General features: G+C 31.0%; 12 protein-coding genes and 1 pseudogene. 3 read left to right on the top strand and 10 right to left on the bottom strand.

Annotated features, from left to right (window positions below; translation table 11 throughout):
* Positions 1-2: 2 nt before the first annotated feature.
* From mfd to yajC, 10 genes are read right to left on the bottom strand one after another with little or no spacing between them, the layout of a single operon-like run.
* Positions 3-2,939 (bottom strand): transcription-repair coupling factor, encoded by a 2,937-nt coding sequence (gene mfd, locus CCO88_RS02015; RefSeq protein WP_002839211.1) that lies wholly within the window; start codon positions 2,937-2,939, stop codon positions 3-5.
* Positions 2,939-3,334: a bactofilin family protein gene (locus tag CCO88_RS02010; protein WP_002780236.1), complete on the bottom strand. Its 396-nt coding sequence runs from the start codon at positions 3,332-3,334 to the stop codon at positions 2,939-2,941. The genes mfd and CCO88_RS02010 overlap by 1 nt, the downstream gene beginning before the upstream one ends.
* Complete coding sequence (gene pgp4 / locus CCO88_RS02005; RefSeq protein ID WP_002839209.1) at positions 3,271-4,173, bottom strand: peptidoglycan metallopeptidase Pgp4; 903 nt, start codon at positions 4,171-4,173, stop codon at positions 3,271-3,273. Before pgp4 ends, CCO88_RS02010 begins: the two co-directional genes overlap by 64 nt.
* Positions 4,160-5,347: a Mur ligase family protein gene (locus CCO88_RS02000; protein ID WP_002780234.1), complete on the bottom strand. Its 1,188-nt coding sequence runs from the start codon at positions 5,345-5,347 to the stop codon at positions 4,160-4,162. The genes pgp4 and CCO88_RS02000 overlap by 14 nt, the downstream gene beginning before the upstream one ends.
* Positions 5,319-6,722, bottom strand: coding sequence for a hypothetical protein (locus tag CCO88_RS01995; RefSeq protein ID WP_002786349.1), 1,404 nt, complete (start codon positions 6,720-6,722; stop codon positions 5,319-5,321). The genes CCO88_RS02000 and CCO88_RS01995 overlap by 29 nt, the downstream gene beginning before the upstream one ends.
* Complete coding sequence (lptE, locus tag CCO88_RS01990; RefSeq protein ID WP_002777144.1) at positions 6,706-7,218, bottom strand: LPS assembly lipoprotein LptE; 513 nt, start codon at positions 7,216-7,218, stop codon at positions 6,706-6,708. Before lptE ends, CCO88_RS01995 begins: the two co-directional genes overlap by 17 nt.
* On the bottom strand, positions 7,215-9,647 hold the full coding sequence (gene leuS, locus CCO88_RS01985) for a leucine--tRNA ligase (protein ID WP_002786348.1): 2,433 nt from the start codon (positions 9,645-9,647) through the stop codon (positions 7,215-7,217). The genes lptE and leuS overlap by 4 nt, the downstream gene beginning before the upstream one ends.
* Before the next feature lie 9 nt (positions 9,648-9,656).
* Positions 9,657-10,628 carry a protein translocase subunit SecF gene (gene secF, locus CCO88_RS01980; protein WP_002777148.1) on the bottom strand — a complete coding sequence of 324 codons (972 nt, stop codon included), beginning with the start codon at positions 10,626-10,628 and terminating at the stop codon, positions 9,657-9,659.
* Positions 10,628-12,208 carry a protein translocase subunit SecD gene (gene secD / locus CCO88_RS01975; protein WP_002839206.1) on the bottom strand — a complete coding sequence of 527 codons (1,581 nt, stop codon included), beginning with the start codon at positions 12,206-12,208 and terminating at the stop codon, positions 10,628-10,630. Before secD ends, secF begins: the two co-directional genes overlap by 1 nt.
* Positions 12,201-12,473, bottom strand: a complete 273-nt coding sequence (gene yajC, locus CCO88_RS01970) for a preprotein translocase subunit YajC (protein WP_002786346.1) — start codon at positions 12,471-12,473, stop codon at positions 12,201-12,203. Before yajC ends, secD begins: the two co-directional genes overlap by 8 nt.
* On the opposite strand from yajC, the gene CCO88_RS01965 reads away from it, so the two are divergent.
* The 3 genes and pseudogenes from CCO88_RS01965 to CCO88_RS01950 form a co-directional block, all read left to right on the top strand.
* Positions 12,446-13,765 carry an apolipoprotein N-acyltransferase gene (locus tag CCO88_RS01965; protein WP_004290196.1) on the top strand — a complete coding sequence of 440 codons (1,320 nt, stop codon included), beginning with the start codon at positions 12,446-12,448 and terminating at the stop codon, positions 13,763-13,765. The genes yajC and CCO88_RS01965 overlap by 28 nt on opposite strands.
* A gap of 141 nt (positions 13,766-13,906) precedes the next feature.
* A pseudogene (locus tag CCO88_RS11085) lies at positions 13,907-14,667 on the top strand (SDR family NAD(P)-dependent oxidoreductase).
* Positions 14,668-14,744: 77 nt separating this feature from the next.
* Positions 14,745-15,770 (top strand): Cj0814 family flagellar-dependent secreted protein (locus tag CCO88_RS01950; RefSeq protein WP_002829821.1); only part of this gene is annotated, 1,026 nt, incomplete at its 3' end.

The raw sequence follows: 15,770 nt of genomic DNA, 5'->3' as shown, positions 1-15,770 counted from the left end.
ATTTATTTATCTTTCCTTAAATGCGTTAAAACTGCTTCTATAATATCATCATCATCTTTGCTTCTTGCTTTAATAAACTCTTTTTCGTCATCAATTTTTACAAATTGTATATTTTGCTCAAAATTACTTATGGTTTTAAATTTCCCCAAAGCTAAAATTTTAATTATAATCAATGTTAAAAACTGCTTTGTATAAAGATCTAATTTCCCAAAGCGATCCTCTATCTCACCTTCAATTTCATAGACTTCATCTATATTTTTACATTTACTAAGTCTACGATAAAGCTCCAATCTTAAACGATCTTCATTGATAAGTTCTGAATTTAAAAAAGCATTGATGGTAAGTTTTAAGTCTATTTTTTTCTCTTCAAAGCTTTCTTTTTTAGTAAGTGCATTTAACTCATCTTCTAGCATTTTAAGATACAAGCTAAGTCCAATTTGCTCTATGTGTCCGCTTTGATCGATACCTAGCAAATTTCCACCTCCGCGAATTTCAAGATCATGATAAGCTAAAACTGAACCTGCTCCTAAATAAGAATTACTCTCTAAAGAAACAAGACGCTTAAGTGCATCTTGAGTAAGTTCTTCTTTATTTTCAACTAAAAAATAACAATACCCCTGCCTATCACTCCTGCCTACACGGCCGCGTAATTGGTGCAAATCAGCCATTCCAAATCTATCACTTCTTTCGACTATCATAGTATTTGCATTAGGCAGATCAATACCGCTTTCAACAATAGAAGTGCTTAAAAGTAAATCGTATTCTTTGTTTTCAAATTTAAGCATTTCTTCTTCTTGAATCTTCGCATCAATTTTAGAATGCAAAATCAAAATCCTTAAATTTTTAAATAAATCAAGTAAATGTTTTTTACATTGCTCTATACTTGCAATATGATTGTGTATATAAAAAATTTGTCCGCCGCGTCTTAATTCTCTTGTTATAGCCTCTTTTAAAAGCGCATCATCATTTTCTTTCACAAAGGTTCTAACATCAAGCCTATCTTCTGGAGGGGTTTGTAAAACACTATAAGATTTTATAGAGCTTAAAGCTTGATTTAAACTCCTTGGTATAGGAGTAGCAGACATAGATAAAAGATGAGAATTTTGGGTTAATTCTTTTAATTTTTCTTTTTGTTTTACTCCAAATTTATGCTCCTCATCAATGATAACAAGGGCTAAATTTTCACATTCTACATTTAAAAGTGCGTGGGTGCCAATCACCACGCAGGCTTTGTTTTGTTCTAAATTTAACATTAAAGTTTTTTTCTCTTTAGTGCTTGTAAAGCGATCCAGTTTAAAAACTTCAATGCCAAAAGGCTCAAAACGCTTTTTTAAACTCTTATAATGCTGATGAGATAAAAGCGTGGTAGGCGCAAAGAAAAAAGCACAAAAACCGCTTTTTACCACGGGATAAATAGCATTCATCACAACTTCGGTTTTACCAAAACCCACATCACCGCTTAAAAGTCTATCCATCACTTTGCCGTTTTCAAAATCGTTTAAAATTTCTTCACAAGCCTTATTTTGATCTTGTGTATAAGAAAATCCAGCTTTTGAAACAAAATAAGCTTGATCTGCATAATCTATCTTGATTTCTTTTGGTTTAATTAAAGCTCTTTTAGCCGCCATAATAACAATCTCAGAAGCAATAGCCAAAAGCTTGGTTTTTAGCCTTTCTTTTAGCCTGATAAAAGTCATTTTTCCCAAGCGATCTAAAAGCGGTATGCCTCCACTAGCTCCTAAATACTTATCTATCATATAAAGATTTTCAACCGGTAAAAGAAGTTTATCGCTATTTTGATATTCAATGGCAACAAATTCTTTCTTAGCCCCACTAATGCTAATCATTTCAAGACCTAAGAATTTACCCACACCATAATCCTCATGAACGATAAAATCACCAATTTTTAACTCATCTATAATCAAATTTGCTTTACGCTTATATTTTTGTTTTTCTTTATGATTTAATGAGATGATAAGTTCTTGATTGCTAATTAAATTAAGGATCAAATCGCTTTTTTGAAAAGAAATATTTTGTGTATTTTCAAGCTCTAAAGCCTTAAACAAAGCTTCATTTTTAGCCAAAATCGTAATTTTTTTATTTTGTTGCAAAGAAAAGAAGTCTTTATTGTAAGAACTTTTTAAATCCTTATAAACAGAGGCTTGGGGTATAATTTTAGCATTGATTTTGCTAAGATCTTTATCCCATTCTTCTTGATTGAATTTTTTGATACTTATAAAATCAAGTTCTAAATAATCACAAAAATCATTAATACACCAAAATCCTAAAGAATTAATATCATTAATCAAAACATCGCTATTGAAATTTTCTAATTTGTCTTTAAAATTTTCATAATTTTCCTCAGAAAAATATGTCAAAAAAGGACAAATTTCAAGTTCTTCATATTCTTTGGGAAATGATTTTTGATTCATAGGATCAAATTTTCTAATGCTTTCTAACTCATCTCCAAAAAGCAAAACCCTAGTAGGTAATTCTTCATTGATACAAAATATATCAATAATCTCTCCGCGTATACTTACCTCACCCTTATCTTGAACCATATCCACAAATTCATATCCAAGCTTGTTGAGCTCATTTTTAAATTCACTTAAATTAAAAACATTTTTCTTAGAAAGTTTGTAATTTTTTAAATGTTTTTGACCGGGTAATTTTTTAAGTATGGTAGACAAAGGGGAAATAAGAATTTTAGTATCTTTTTCCTTGTGATAAGCATTTAAAACCTTGCAAAGCTCAAAAAGCTCCTTGGAAAAAGCCCTTAAATCATCTCCGAATTCAGCTCTAAAATCAGGTAAAACAAAGGTTTTTAGATCCTTAAAAAGAGCAACTTGAGAAAGCAAAAAAGATTCTTTATCATCTTCGCAAAGCACTAATTGTGCTATATTTGAATCTTGTAAATACTCAAAAAAATTTGCTTGCATTATTCTGAGCTATTCTCTAACAACCTTACAGGCTCTTCTTGCTTTATTTTACTAGTCCCATTAAAACGACCGCCATTTTCTATAGCTAAGTCTTTAATGCTGATATTCCCGCTAACCACGCCACCTGCTAAAATTTCAAGGCTATCTGCCTCCAAATCGCCTTCAAAGCAGCCATTAACAACTATCTTATCAGCCTTAAGCTCACCTTTTAAATTCCCATTTTTTCCTATAACTACTATGCTTTCAGAATGCACTATACCATTAAGCTCTCCATCCACATGAAGCATAGAAGCAAAATAAAATTTACCCTCTATTCTAGCACCTGATGAAATTACTGTTGTTTCGGAACTGGAGCTAAGTGCTGTGCCGTTACCGCTTTTATTAAAGATTGCCATGGAACTCTCCTTTCTTGATTAAAAAACTCATTCATATTTTTTCTTTCTAAATTTAAAAAATATAAAGGTTCTAAGGTTTTATTAATAAACCTTACTTCATAGTGCAAATGCGGACCTGTTGAAAGTCCTGTGTTGCCAGTATAGCCTATCAGTTGCCCCTTATTGACAAACTGGCCTGCTTTAACAACATCTTTTCTCACCATATGAGCAAAAACAGTTTTAAAGCCAAAATTATGTAGCAAAATCACATTATACCCATAACCATTATCACTATATCCTGAAAACTCAACCACCCCACTAGCAGGTGCATATATAGGCGTACCTATCGCTGCTCTTAAATCAATACCTGGATGAAATTCTCTTCTTTTTAAAAGAGGGTGTTCCCTCCATCCAAAATTTCCCGTAACGCCTTTATTTTCAATAGGCCATCCATTAGGAATTTGTCCTAAAATCCCAATTTTCTGCTCATTTGTAAGCTTTAAATTATCAAGCCTATCTGTAATAGTAAGATTATTTTCAGCTTCTAAGCCCAAAGCTTCTTCAAAAGAAGCAATCTTATCTTCTATAGCTGCATATTGCTTTGCTTTTTCTTCAACATTTTTTTGCATTTGCGCATTAGCAAGTTCTAATTCCTTGCTTTTTGCTAAAAGCTCTTCTCTTTTAGTACTAATATCACTCAGTTTGCTATCAAGATATTTAATATAAAAACCGCTAAAAATTAAAAACAAAAATATAAAAGCTACTACATAAAGAACGATTTTTTTAATGATCTGATTTAAATAAAAATGCCTTGAACCATTAATATCTGTAATAGTGATGGTAAATTTATTTTTTATCACTCCACTCCTTTAAAAAACTTTCGACTAAAGCGAAAGAACCAAAAACTAAAGTTTTTTTCTTTTCATCTAAAGAAACAAATTCTTCACACTTAAGATTTAAAGCATTGGCAACTTGATAAATTTTATCATTAGCCAATCTTCTTTCTAAACTTACATATTTATATATTTTTATTGTATCAATAATAGGCTTTAATGTTTTTAAAATCTCAAAAATATCTTTATCAAGATAAGAATTGTAGATTAAAACAAGCTTTTTGCCACTAAATTTTTTACACAGGGCGCTAGCAGCCATAACATTATGACCCACATCCACATACAAATGGGGCGCAATTTGCTCACAGCGTCCCTTTAAATTTAATTTTCCTAATTTTAACAAAGCTTGACTAAGTTTTTCTTTAGAAAGTAATATTTCTAATGCATTTAAGGCTAAAATTAAATTGTGTCTTAAAAATTCAGGCAAATCGTATTTTTGAACATACTCATTTAATTGCATTAAATTTTCATCCTTTAACTGCCATGAAAAATATAATTTTGTATTTTTTAAAAATGCTATTTTTTGAGCCATTTGCAAAACTCTTTCATCTTGCTCGCTTGAAATCAAAGCTTGTTTTGCCATAACTTTAAATTTTGTTCTAGCAATCTTTTCTAAACTATCTCCTAAAATTTGAGTATGATCAAATCCCACCTTTGTAAAAATACTCAAGCTTTTAACAAAAACAGAAGTTGCATCATATTCACCCCCAACTCCTGCTTCAAAAATCGCATAATCACAATCTTTAAAAAGCTCGACTGCTAAAAAAGTAGCATATTCAAAATAGCTAAGTTTTTTTAAATTATCCTTAAAAATATCTAACAAATTTTCATGCGCGAGCTCTAAATCATTTTCGCTAATAATATCTCCATTTTTATAAAAGCGCTCACGAAATTCAAAAATATGCGGACTGGTATAATGCCCCACTTTAAAACCCAAGCCTTCTAAAAGCTGGGTTAAAAATCTACCCGTACTTCCTTTTCCATTGGTTCCTATAATATGCACAATGGGTTTAATCGAAAAATTTGTTTTATATTTTTCATACATTCTAAACATAACAAAACGATCAATCTTGTCATAATTTGTACTTTTTTGTACTAAAAATTCATCAACCTTACTGATCTTTTGCATTGTTTCTTTCATCTAAATTTGAAATTTGATTCATTAATTCTTCTAAAATATTAGTATGGGGCTTACTTTGCTTATCCAAATAAGCTGTGATAATTTTTGGAGTAATAATATCTTGCTTATAAATAAAACGAAAATTTTCAATAGTCTTTAAATTTTCTCGGACAAGCTGTGCCACTTTTTCTTTATTTCTTCCAGGTGAAATAATAAGATAACTCTTTTCATCTATCATCCAAAGCTCATCAAATTCAGAGCAATTATCTTTTAAAATTTTTTTAAAACGCACAAAAATTTCATTTAAGCTACCTACCCCATACCTTTCCATAATAAAACGATAATTTTTTATAGAAAATAATGCTAAAGAATAATTAACTTTATATTTATTGTAATTTTCATCCAATCTCTCAAGCTCTTTTAAAACACTCCAAGATTCACGCTCTTCTAAATTTTGCGTAAATTCAATTTGTGCATTTAAAGAATTAATCCTCTCATTAAGTTGTATAAATTTTTGTTTTAAAAGTTCAAAACTAAGTTTTATTTCCCCTTGTTTATCGGGTTTTAAGGTATTTATAAAATCCATATTTTGCTCATTGGACTTGTTTAACAGCATAAAAAGTTCATAAATCTTTTTCAAGTTATCATTAAAAAAATTTAAATTTTTTTGCACATACATATTATCAACCATCACACGACGATTGACAAATTCTAAAAGTTCATTTTTAAAACCGCTTTCACTTAAAAGAAAGGGTTTTTGAAGTAAATTTTGTGCAAAACCATGAATTTTAAGATCCTCAACCAAAGATGGATTCAAACAAGAAGCCAAAAGTTCAGCAAAAACTTCTAAACTTCTTTCTTCTAACTTATTTAAAAGTTTTTTAACCACGGTATCAAAATCATCATATTTTGCGATGCCATATCTTCTTAATCCGCCTTCTAAATCATTTTCGTTATAATTTTTTTCAAATTCTTTCCATTTTTTAGAAAGCAAATAAATACTTTCGCTGTCCATAGTTTTTGAAATTCTAATAGAAGTAATTTTAGCCAAGTCTCTGATTTTTTTATCTTTACTTACTTGCAAACTTTTAGATAAGGTAGCCAAAAAATCGAAAAATTCACTAAATTGCTTTCCATTTTGTCTATTTAATGCGGAGATTAAAAAGCTTATTAATTCTTCTAAAGTACGGATGGATTTAGAATTTAACTCTTGTTGATAGTTTGGTAAAAGCAAAGCTTTATATTTTTCAAGCTTGGCTTTATTTGAGCTTATTAAACCATATTTTTTAGAAAGCTCTTCAAAAATTTCTGTATAATTTTCAGGGGTAGGACGAAGCTTTCTATCCTTAAGTGTGATTAAAGTTTCTTTTGCTATTTCATTAATATTGGGCAGCACGCTTTTGTCCCTTGATAGCTATTACTGAAATAAATTCATCAAAAGCTTCGCTAGAAGCTGAGCGTATAGCTTCGTAGCGCGCTGTATCACTGATAATACTGTTAGGTGATATATCAAAATTATAGCTTCCACTTGTATTAAAATGTTCGACGCTACCATCCTTAAATACCACTTTAAATTCTAGATTAAGTTTGGCTTTGTAGCTTACAACATAACCATTTTGATCATAGATTAAAGGGATAAATTCAAGATTATTCATCCTAACATTGATCACATCATCTGCCTCATGTTTTAAAGCCAATCTTCGTCCCAATTTTGAAATAACCATCTCTTTAAGCGTATCGGCTACGAAAATACTGTTTCTAGGATCTTGAAGGCTTAATTCCACATTCACATATACTTTATCATCAAAAATATTATCCGCTACTTTTGAAGTTGGAACATAACCACACGCCCCTAAAAACAAAGCTACGATAAAAAATAAAATTCCTTTCATTTTATCACCAAATTTACCAGTTTTCCCTCTACATAAATCTCTTTAACTATGTTTTTACCCTCTAGCCATTTTGAAACTTTTTGCTTTGCTAGCTCTAAAATTTCATCTTGACTTGCCGAGCTTGAAACTTCAATTTCTCCACGCTTTTTGCCATTTACGCTGATGCCTAAATTTAAACTATCTTTTACAAAAACTTCTTCTTTTAAATTTAAAACCTTAAAATTCTCACATTTAAAAAGCTTATCACTTAATTCAAAGCACACATGAGGAATAATAGGTTCTAAAATATTTAAGATAATATAAAAAGCTTCCTGTTCTAAAGCTTCATTTTTACAAGGAGCTAAAGCATTAAGCGCTTCCATACAAGCAGCGATTAGGGTATTAAAAGCAAAGCTTTGAGTATAAACTTCAAAAGATTTTTTCAAAGCTTCATACACTTTCAATCTAGCGTATTTTTCTTCCTTATTTAAATCATCATGCTTAAATTCTAAAAGCTCCCCAGCTCTTACATTTTGAGCCCTATCATAAAGCCTACAAATAAACCTATAAGCCCCCTCAACCGCATCATCATTCCATTCAAGTTCTTTAGCAGGAGGTGCAGCAAAAAGGATAAAAAGTCTTGCAGTATCGGCTCCGTATTTATTGATAATATCATCAGGATCGACTACATTTCCTTTGGATTTAGACATTTTGGCACCATCTTTTAAAACCATACCTTGAGTTAAAAGTCTAGCAAAAGGCTCATTATCCTCTAAATAGCCTAAATCTTTTAAAACTTTTTGAAAAAATCTTGCATAAAGCAAATGTAAAATGGCATGCTCTATGCCACCTATATATTGATCAACATTCATCCAATACTTCACACTTTCTTTATCCAAAGCCTTTTCTTGCCATGTTTTTTCATCACTTGCAAAGCGTGCAAAATACCATGAACTTTCAAAAAAAGTATCCAAAGTATCGCTTTCTTTTTGTGCTTCTTGTCCACATTTTGGACAAGTACAATTTTTCCAAATAGGATGTTTTTCAAGCGGATTGCCCTCTCCTGTGATTTGAATATCTTCAGGCAAGGTAATAGGTAAATTCTCAATTTTTTGAGGCACAATCCCACAATTTTTGCATTTTACCATAGGTATAGGAGCACCCCAGTATCTTTGGCGAGAAACTCCCCAGTCGCGAATTTTAAAATTAATAACCCTTTTTCCTAACTTTTCATCTTCAAATTTTGAAATAATTCTCGCTCTTACTTCATTGCAATCAAACCCATTAAATTCACCACTTTGGATAAGCTTTCCTGTTTTTTGAACATGAGGAAGCTGTGCATCTTCACACTCAATCACTTGCTTGATTTCAAGTTTGTATTTATTAGCAAATTCAAAATCTCTCTCATCGTGAGCTGGAACAGCCATTACAGCCCCACTACCATAATCAGCTAAAACAAAATTTGCCACCCAAACAGGGAGTTTTTCTTGAGTCAAAGGATGGATAGCGTAAATTCCTAAAAAACACCCTTCTTTATCAGCTATTTGTCTTTCCCTAGCGCTTTGTTTTTGCATATTTTTAATTTGTTCTACTTTTTCATCATCTAAACAATTTGCTTGTATTAAATTTTGCACAATTTTATGTTCAGGTGCTAAAGCTACATAAGAAATACCATAAATAGTATCTGCGCGAGTAGTAAAAACTTCAAAAGATTGTGTCTTTGTTTTTTCCAAGCTTTCTTTGTCTAAATTTAAAGAAAATTCCAAACCTTCACTTTTACCTATCCAATTTTCTTGCATGGTTAAAACCTGAGAAGGCCACTTATCTTTTAAATTTTCAAGTTCGCTTAAAAGTTCCTCTGCATAGGCTGTAATTTTTACATAATACCCTGGCATCTTTTTTTGAACCACTTCATGTCCACAACGCCAACACTTTCCATCTTCTACTTGCTCATTTGCCAAAACGGTTTGATCTTGCTCGCACCAATTTACATTCGCTTCTTTGGTATAAATCAAACCTTTTTCATACATTTTGATAAAAAATTCTTGTTCAAATTTTGTATAAAGCGGATCAGAGGTTGCAAGCATTCTTTTTTTTGAAAAAGAAAACCCTAAAGAAAAAAGTTCATTTTTCATATAGGCTATATTCTCATAAGTCCAAGATTTTGGATGAATTTTGTGCTTAATAGCTGCATTTTCAGCGGGCATACCAAAACTATCAAAACCGATAGGATGTAAAACATTATAACCTATCTTGCGATAATATCTAGCAATAGCGTCACCTATACTATAATTTCTCACATGTCCCATATGTATACGACCACTTGGATAAGGAAACATAGATAAAATATATTTTTTAGGTAGGGTTAAATCATCTTTAGGTTCAAAATACTCATTTTTGTCCCAAATTTCTTGCCATCTTTTTTCTATTAAATTTGCATCATAAGCCATAATATTCCTTTAAACCGTTCCTTTTTCATACATTGCACGATTGCGTTCTTTTTCTTGCTTTCTTTTAAGTTTTTCAAGCTCTTTATTTCTAAAATCAATAACACTGAATTTAAACCAAAGTAAAGTCGGACTAGCTACAAAAATAGAACTTAAAGTTCCTACAACAATACCCACTATCAAAGCCAAAGAAAATCCTTGTATCATCTCTCCGCCAAAAAAATAAAGTATGACAACAGTGGCCAAAGTAAGACCTGAAGTTAATACCGTTCTAGATAGGGTTGCTGAAACACTTTCGTTAATAATAGGAGCAAGCTCGCTTTTTTTACTCGTCTTAATTCCCTCTCTAATTCTATCAAAAATGATGATTGTATCATTTAAAGAATATCCAAGCACTGTTAAAACCGCAGCCAAGGTATCTAAATTTACATCGATTTTAAACAATGAAATCGCCCCTAAAGTAATCACAACATCGTGAATTTCGCTAATAATTGCCGCTAATGCAAAACGCCATTCAAAGCGTATTGCGATATAAATTAAAATCGCTACTAAGGATACAATGATAGCCATAATACCTTTATTTCTAAGCTCATCGCCCACTTTTGGACCCACAACATCCGCGCGACGCACTTCAAATTTGCCCGTATCTTTTAAAAGGGTGCTAATATGCTCTCCTATATCACTACCTAAGCTATCATTGCTTCCTAAAAAACGGATAGTAATCTCTTCTTTGCTTCCAAATTCAGTTACGGATAAATTTTGAAAACTGCCTTGTTTTTCTAAGATTTCACGAATTTGAGGAATGGGAGCTGCTGTATCGTATTTAAGCTGGATTAAAGTACCTCCACTAAAGTCAATACCAAATTGCAAACCCCTATCCCAAAGCAAATAAATAGACCCAAAAAATAAAACGATAGAAAGAGAAATTGCAGCAAAACGCATTCTCATAAAATCATAAATTTTCTTTTCGCTAAAAAACTGCATTATTTTCTCCTATAACCAAACCAAAATCTTGTATTATTACTTTTTTCAATACGGCGCATAAAATAATCAAACATTCCATGCGTTCCCCAAATAGCAGTAATCATAGAAACAACAATACCAATTCCTAAAGTCACTGCAAATCCTTTAACAGCACCTGTTCCATAAGCATAAAGTGCTATAGAGGTTACAAGAGAGGTGATATTAGAATCTATTATCGCGCTCATAGCATTTTTATAACCTTGCTCTATACTTGCTTTGATATTTGCACCCTCGCGCAAAAGCTCTCTGATACGCTCATTAATGATAACATTGGCATCAACAGCCATACCTACAGTTAAAACAAGTCCTGCCATACCTGGTAAAGTCAAAGTTGCACCAAACATTGCCATTACAGCCACAACAACCAAAACATTAACGAGCATTGCAATATTTGCAAAAATTCCTGCCATACCATAATAAAGCACCATAAATACCACGATAAAAATCGAAGCACCTATAAGAGCTATCATACTCATTTTAATACTATCAGCACCCAAAGATGGACCTATACTTCTTTGCTCTAAAAGTTTAACTGGCGCCAGTAAAGCCCCACTTCTTAAAGCTACCGCCACATCGCGTGCTTCTTCTTGGGTAAAAGCCCCGCTGATTTGACCACTTCCACCGCCTATGCGTTCATTAATCGATGGAGCAGAATATACTTTATTATCAAGCACGATAGCCAAACGCTTTCCAACATTTGCTCCTGTATAATCAGCAAATTTCTTAGAACCTTCAGCATTTAAAGTAAAATTAATAACAGGATAATTACTCGTATCACTAAGCCCTACTCTAGCATCTGTAAGCATAGAACCATCTAAAATAGGAATGCTTTTTAAAGGATATTTTAAATTTGGATTTCTAGAATCAGGCACTAAAATCAGTCCATAACTCGCAGCCTCAGCATCGCTCATTGTAGAATCTTGACCCATTTTAGAATCATCAACTTCCATAAGTTGCAAATGTGCTGCTTTTGTGATGCGTTCTTTTGCTCTTAGTTCATCTTCTTTGGTTTTAATCCCTGCAAGTTCAACCAAAATCTTATCATCACCTTGTTTAGCAACTGTTGGCTCTGCTAAACCAAATTGATCAAGCCTATTTCTTATGGTTTCAACTGCTTGCAAAAGTGCAAAATTTTCTATATTTTTTACTTCTTCTGAGGTAAAAGAAATTTTATAGTGCATATTTTCACTTTGTATATTAATTCCTTTTATTTCTTTAAGCAAATTTTCAACTTTTGCAATATCTGCATTATCAAGCAAAGTAAATTCTAAAATATCATCATGGGTATTTAAGCCATCGTTTAAAATATTCTCTTTGTTAAAAGAATAACTCAAAGAAGAAGCGACGGATTTGATTTTAGATTTTACAGCCTCTTGATTATCTACACCCAAAAGCATATAAAGTCCGCCTTGTAAATCAAGCCCTAAATTGATTTTCGCTCCTCGCTCGGATTGCAAAAAAGAAGGGAGTGAAAAAACAACTCCAAAAATAAATACCGCAATAAAAACAACCAATCGATAAGTGATTTTAGAATTACGCATCAATTTTCTTTGCTATAAATTCTCTTGAAATTTTTGCAGTAACATTGTCTTCATTAAGCTTAACTTTGATAAAATCCTCCTCTGGTTTTACGACTTCACAAATAAGTCCGCCATTAGTGATGATTTTATCTCCTTTTTGCAAAGACTCAAGCATTTGTTTATGTGCTTTTGCTTGTTTTTGTTGTGGTCTTATAACCAAAAAATAAAAAATTGCAAATAGCACAACAAGAGGTAACAATGAAGTTAAAATTGAATTTTCTGCCATATTTTTCCTTTATTCCAAAAAAATTAAACACTAATTCTACCATTTTTAAAATAATAAAAGTCTTTTTTATAGCATTTTTGCTTTCAAATTGTATTTATTTATCTTTTTTTGAAAATATTTTTACCCAAGCGATCAGTTCATTTCTTGCAATTTGGGGCTTAGTCTTGCTTTTAAAAAGCAAAAGTCCTAAGCAATATTTTTGGATAGGATTTTTTGTAGGGATACTTTGGTTTTGGTGGATAGGACTTTCTTCGATTTATTTTGACTTAAATTATTTAGTACCTATAGTTATTATCCTTATAGGTATAGTTTATGGAATACTCTTTAGAATTTGTTATTTATTTAAATTCGATTTTTTACGCCTTTGCGGAATTTTTTGTTTAAGCTTTATTCATCCTTTAGGCTTTGATTGGCTTAATTGGGGAGTTTATACTGTATATGGTTTTTTTGACCCAAGTTATCGTGGTATTATTTGTATTTTTTTACTAGCATATATTATTCATGAAAATTATATTTCAAGATATTATAAAATTGCTATTCTCTTAATTATATTTTTTATAGGCTTTCAATACGATGAAAAAAAATCAGAAGAGCTAAATCTATCCTATAAGCTTATCTCCACAGATATATCTCAAGATCAAAAATTCCTTCAAGAAAATGTATCTGTAAATTCAGACAATCTAATCAAAGAAATTATTCAAGCCATCAATGAAAAAAAAGAGCTCGTCATCTTGCCAGAAACCGCTTTTGCATTTAATCTCAAAAACACCTTATACGAAAAAATGCTAAAAGAGCTATCATACCAAATTATCATCATAGCTGGAGCATTTAACATACAAGAGGGTAAAACTTACAATAGTACATATATTTTTAAAGGAGGCAATAGCTATATACTCAATAAACATTTTTTAGTACCTTTTGGGGAAGAAATTCCATTTTTCAAAAAAACAATACAAAAATACTTCTTACCCAATATAGCAGAATTTGATCAAGGACCATTACAAAGCAAATACAAACTCAATGATCAAATCATTACCAATGCTATTTGTTACGAAGCTACAAAAGAACAAAATTATAAAAATTCAAAAATTATTATAGCCATAAGTAATAATGCTTGGTTTAATTATTCTAGCGAATACAAACTACAAAAACTACTCATGCAATTTTATGCAAGCAAATATGGAGTTAGTGTATACCATGCCACAAATGGCAAGGAAAGTGGTGTAATCAAACCTAAAGAAAAATTTGTGCAAAAGATTAAAAATTATTTTAACAAGCAAGATAAAAGTTAAAAAATTTTTATCTTTGTGCAAAAAATTATATTAAATACACAAGCTCTCAAAAAAATTAATCATTAAATTTTAATTTTAAGATATTTTAAAATTAGATATGTTTTAATAATTTCTTTATAATTTACAAAAGGAGATAATGCTATGGATAAAGTTGTATTTATTACAGGAGGCTCTACTGGTATTGGCAATGCTTGTGTACATAAATTTCATAATGAAGGCTATAAAGTAGCCTTTATGGATATCAATCAAGAAGAAGGACAAAAAATAGCGAATAATTTAAAAGATGTCTTATTTATAGCAGGAGATACAAAAAATAAAGAAGATATTAAAAATGCTGTCGCTAGAGCATTAGAAAAATTTGGAAATTTTGATGTAATTTCTTTAAATGCAGGAATTCATCGCTGCAATACCATTCTTGATATTAGCGATGAGGAGCTTGATTTGATTATTCAAACCAATATTTATGGCTATGTAAACACCATGAGGATCGCCATTCCTCATATGAAAAAAGAAGGCGGAAGTATTGTAATCAATGCCTCTGACCAATGTTTTGTAGGAAAGCCAAATAGCTTTGCATACGGACTTACAAAAGGTGCTTTAGACAAATAACAAAATCTTTAAGCTTAGATTTAGCACCAAAAATTAGAGTAAATGCTGTATGTGCAGGAACTATCAAAACACCGATGGCAGAGAGATTATTTCAAGACTTTGCCAACATTACACATGGTGGAAATACAGATTTTTATTGGCAAAATGAAGCAGAAAAATATCCTTTAAAAAAAGTAGGACAAGCCAATGAAGTAGCCGAGCTGATTTATTTTTTAGCAAGTCCAAAGGCAAGTTTTATAACTGGTGGACTTTATTTGATTGATGGTGGATTAACAGCAGGAATTCCTCATTAAATACAATTTTTACTTAAGAAAAAATCATTTTTGCCGATTTATCTTATAAATAAAACTTTACTTACAGGAAGGCAAAAATGATTAATGGTATAAATTCTTATTCAAACTACAATTACACAAATAATACCTCAAATACAAAATCATCTAATGTCATAGCAAATAATAACCTTGTAAGTGATAAATCACAAGCAGTAGATAAAATTTTAGGCTATGGCGTAGATAAAGAGGGCTTTTTTACAAGTGATTTTAACAAAGCAGCAGGCTTGCCAAAAGATTATAAGATTTATGCAGATGGTTTAAATAATTTTGTAAATAACTTTATTAAAAGACAACCTTTTTACTCTCAAATAGACATTGCCAAAACAATAGGAGATGCTTATAACTCTTTTTCTTCTTTTGTTAAAGATAAGGGATTAGGAGAAAGCTTTCAAGAACAGGATTTAAAAAATCTATCCCAAAAAGATGGGGTAAATTATTGGCAAGAATTACAAAGCGATAATGCTTTCATTTGGAAGCTTGCTGATAAAAATATAGCGGATTTGGGTTCTAATAAATATCAAATACATGATAACAAAATATCTAAAGGTGGTGCTTTAATTGCGTTTTTTATAAATAATCTTAGCACAATTAAAGGACAAACAACCTTACTGGGTAAATTAGCTGGACTTAATAGCGATACGGACAACAATGAAATAAAAGAATTTTTGTCCTTTATGAATAAAAATCCCTTAAAATATTCCTACGAGCAAGATGGCTGGGGCAATCCTATGGGAGATAGTTTATCAATATGGAATTATATAAATAGAGCTAAAAATTTAGGAGATGATAAACTAATAAAAACTATTGAGAATTTAGGAGATGAATACAATAAGCTTATTAATTCTAATATGAGCCTAGAAGAATTTAAAACTAAATATCTTGATTTTAAACAAAGGCACGATGAGTTTGTAAAATCACTAGAAGAAACAGAAAAGGCAAAAGGTGTAGATTATAGCAATCCTTTAAAAAATACAAATAACAAAGAAACTTCAGAAGAAGACAAAGAAAAGCCTTTTAAACCTATACAAGCAGAAAGTAAAAACAAAGAAACTTACAAAGATGAT

The organism is Campylobacter coli LMG 9860, assembly GCF_000254135.1.
In the GTDB taxonomy this organism is placed as follows: domain Bacteria; phylum Campylobacterota; class Campylobacteria; order Campylobacterales; family Campylobacteraceae; genus Campylobacter_D; species Campylobacter_D coli.
The sequence above is the reverse complement of the archived record's forward strand: the minus strand, read 5'-3'. Positions and strand labels throughout refer to the sequence as shown.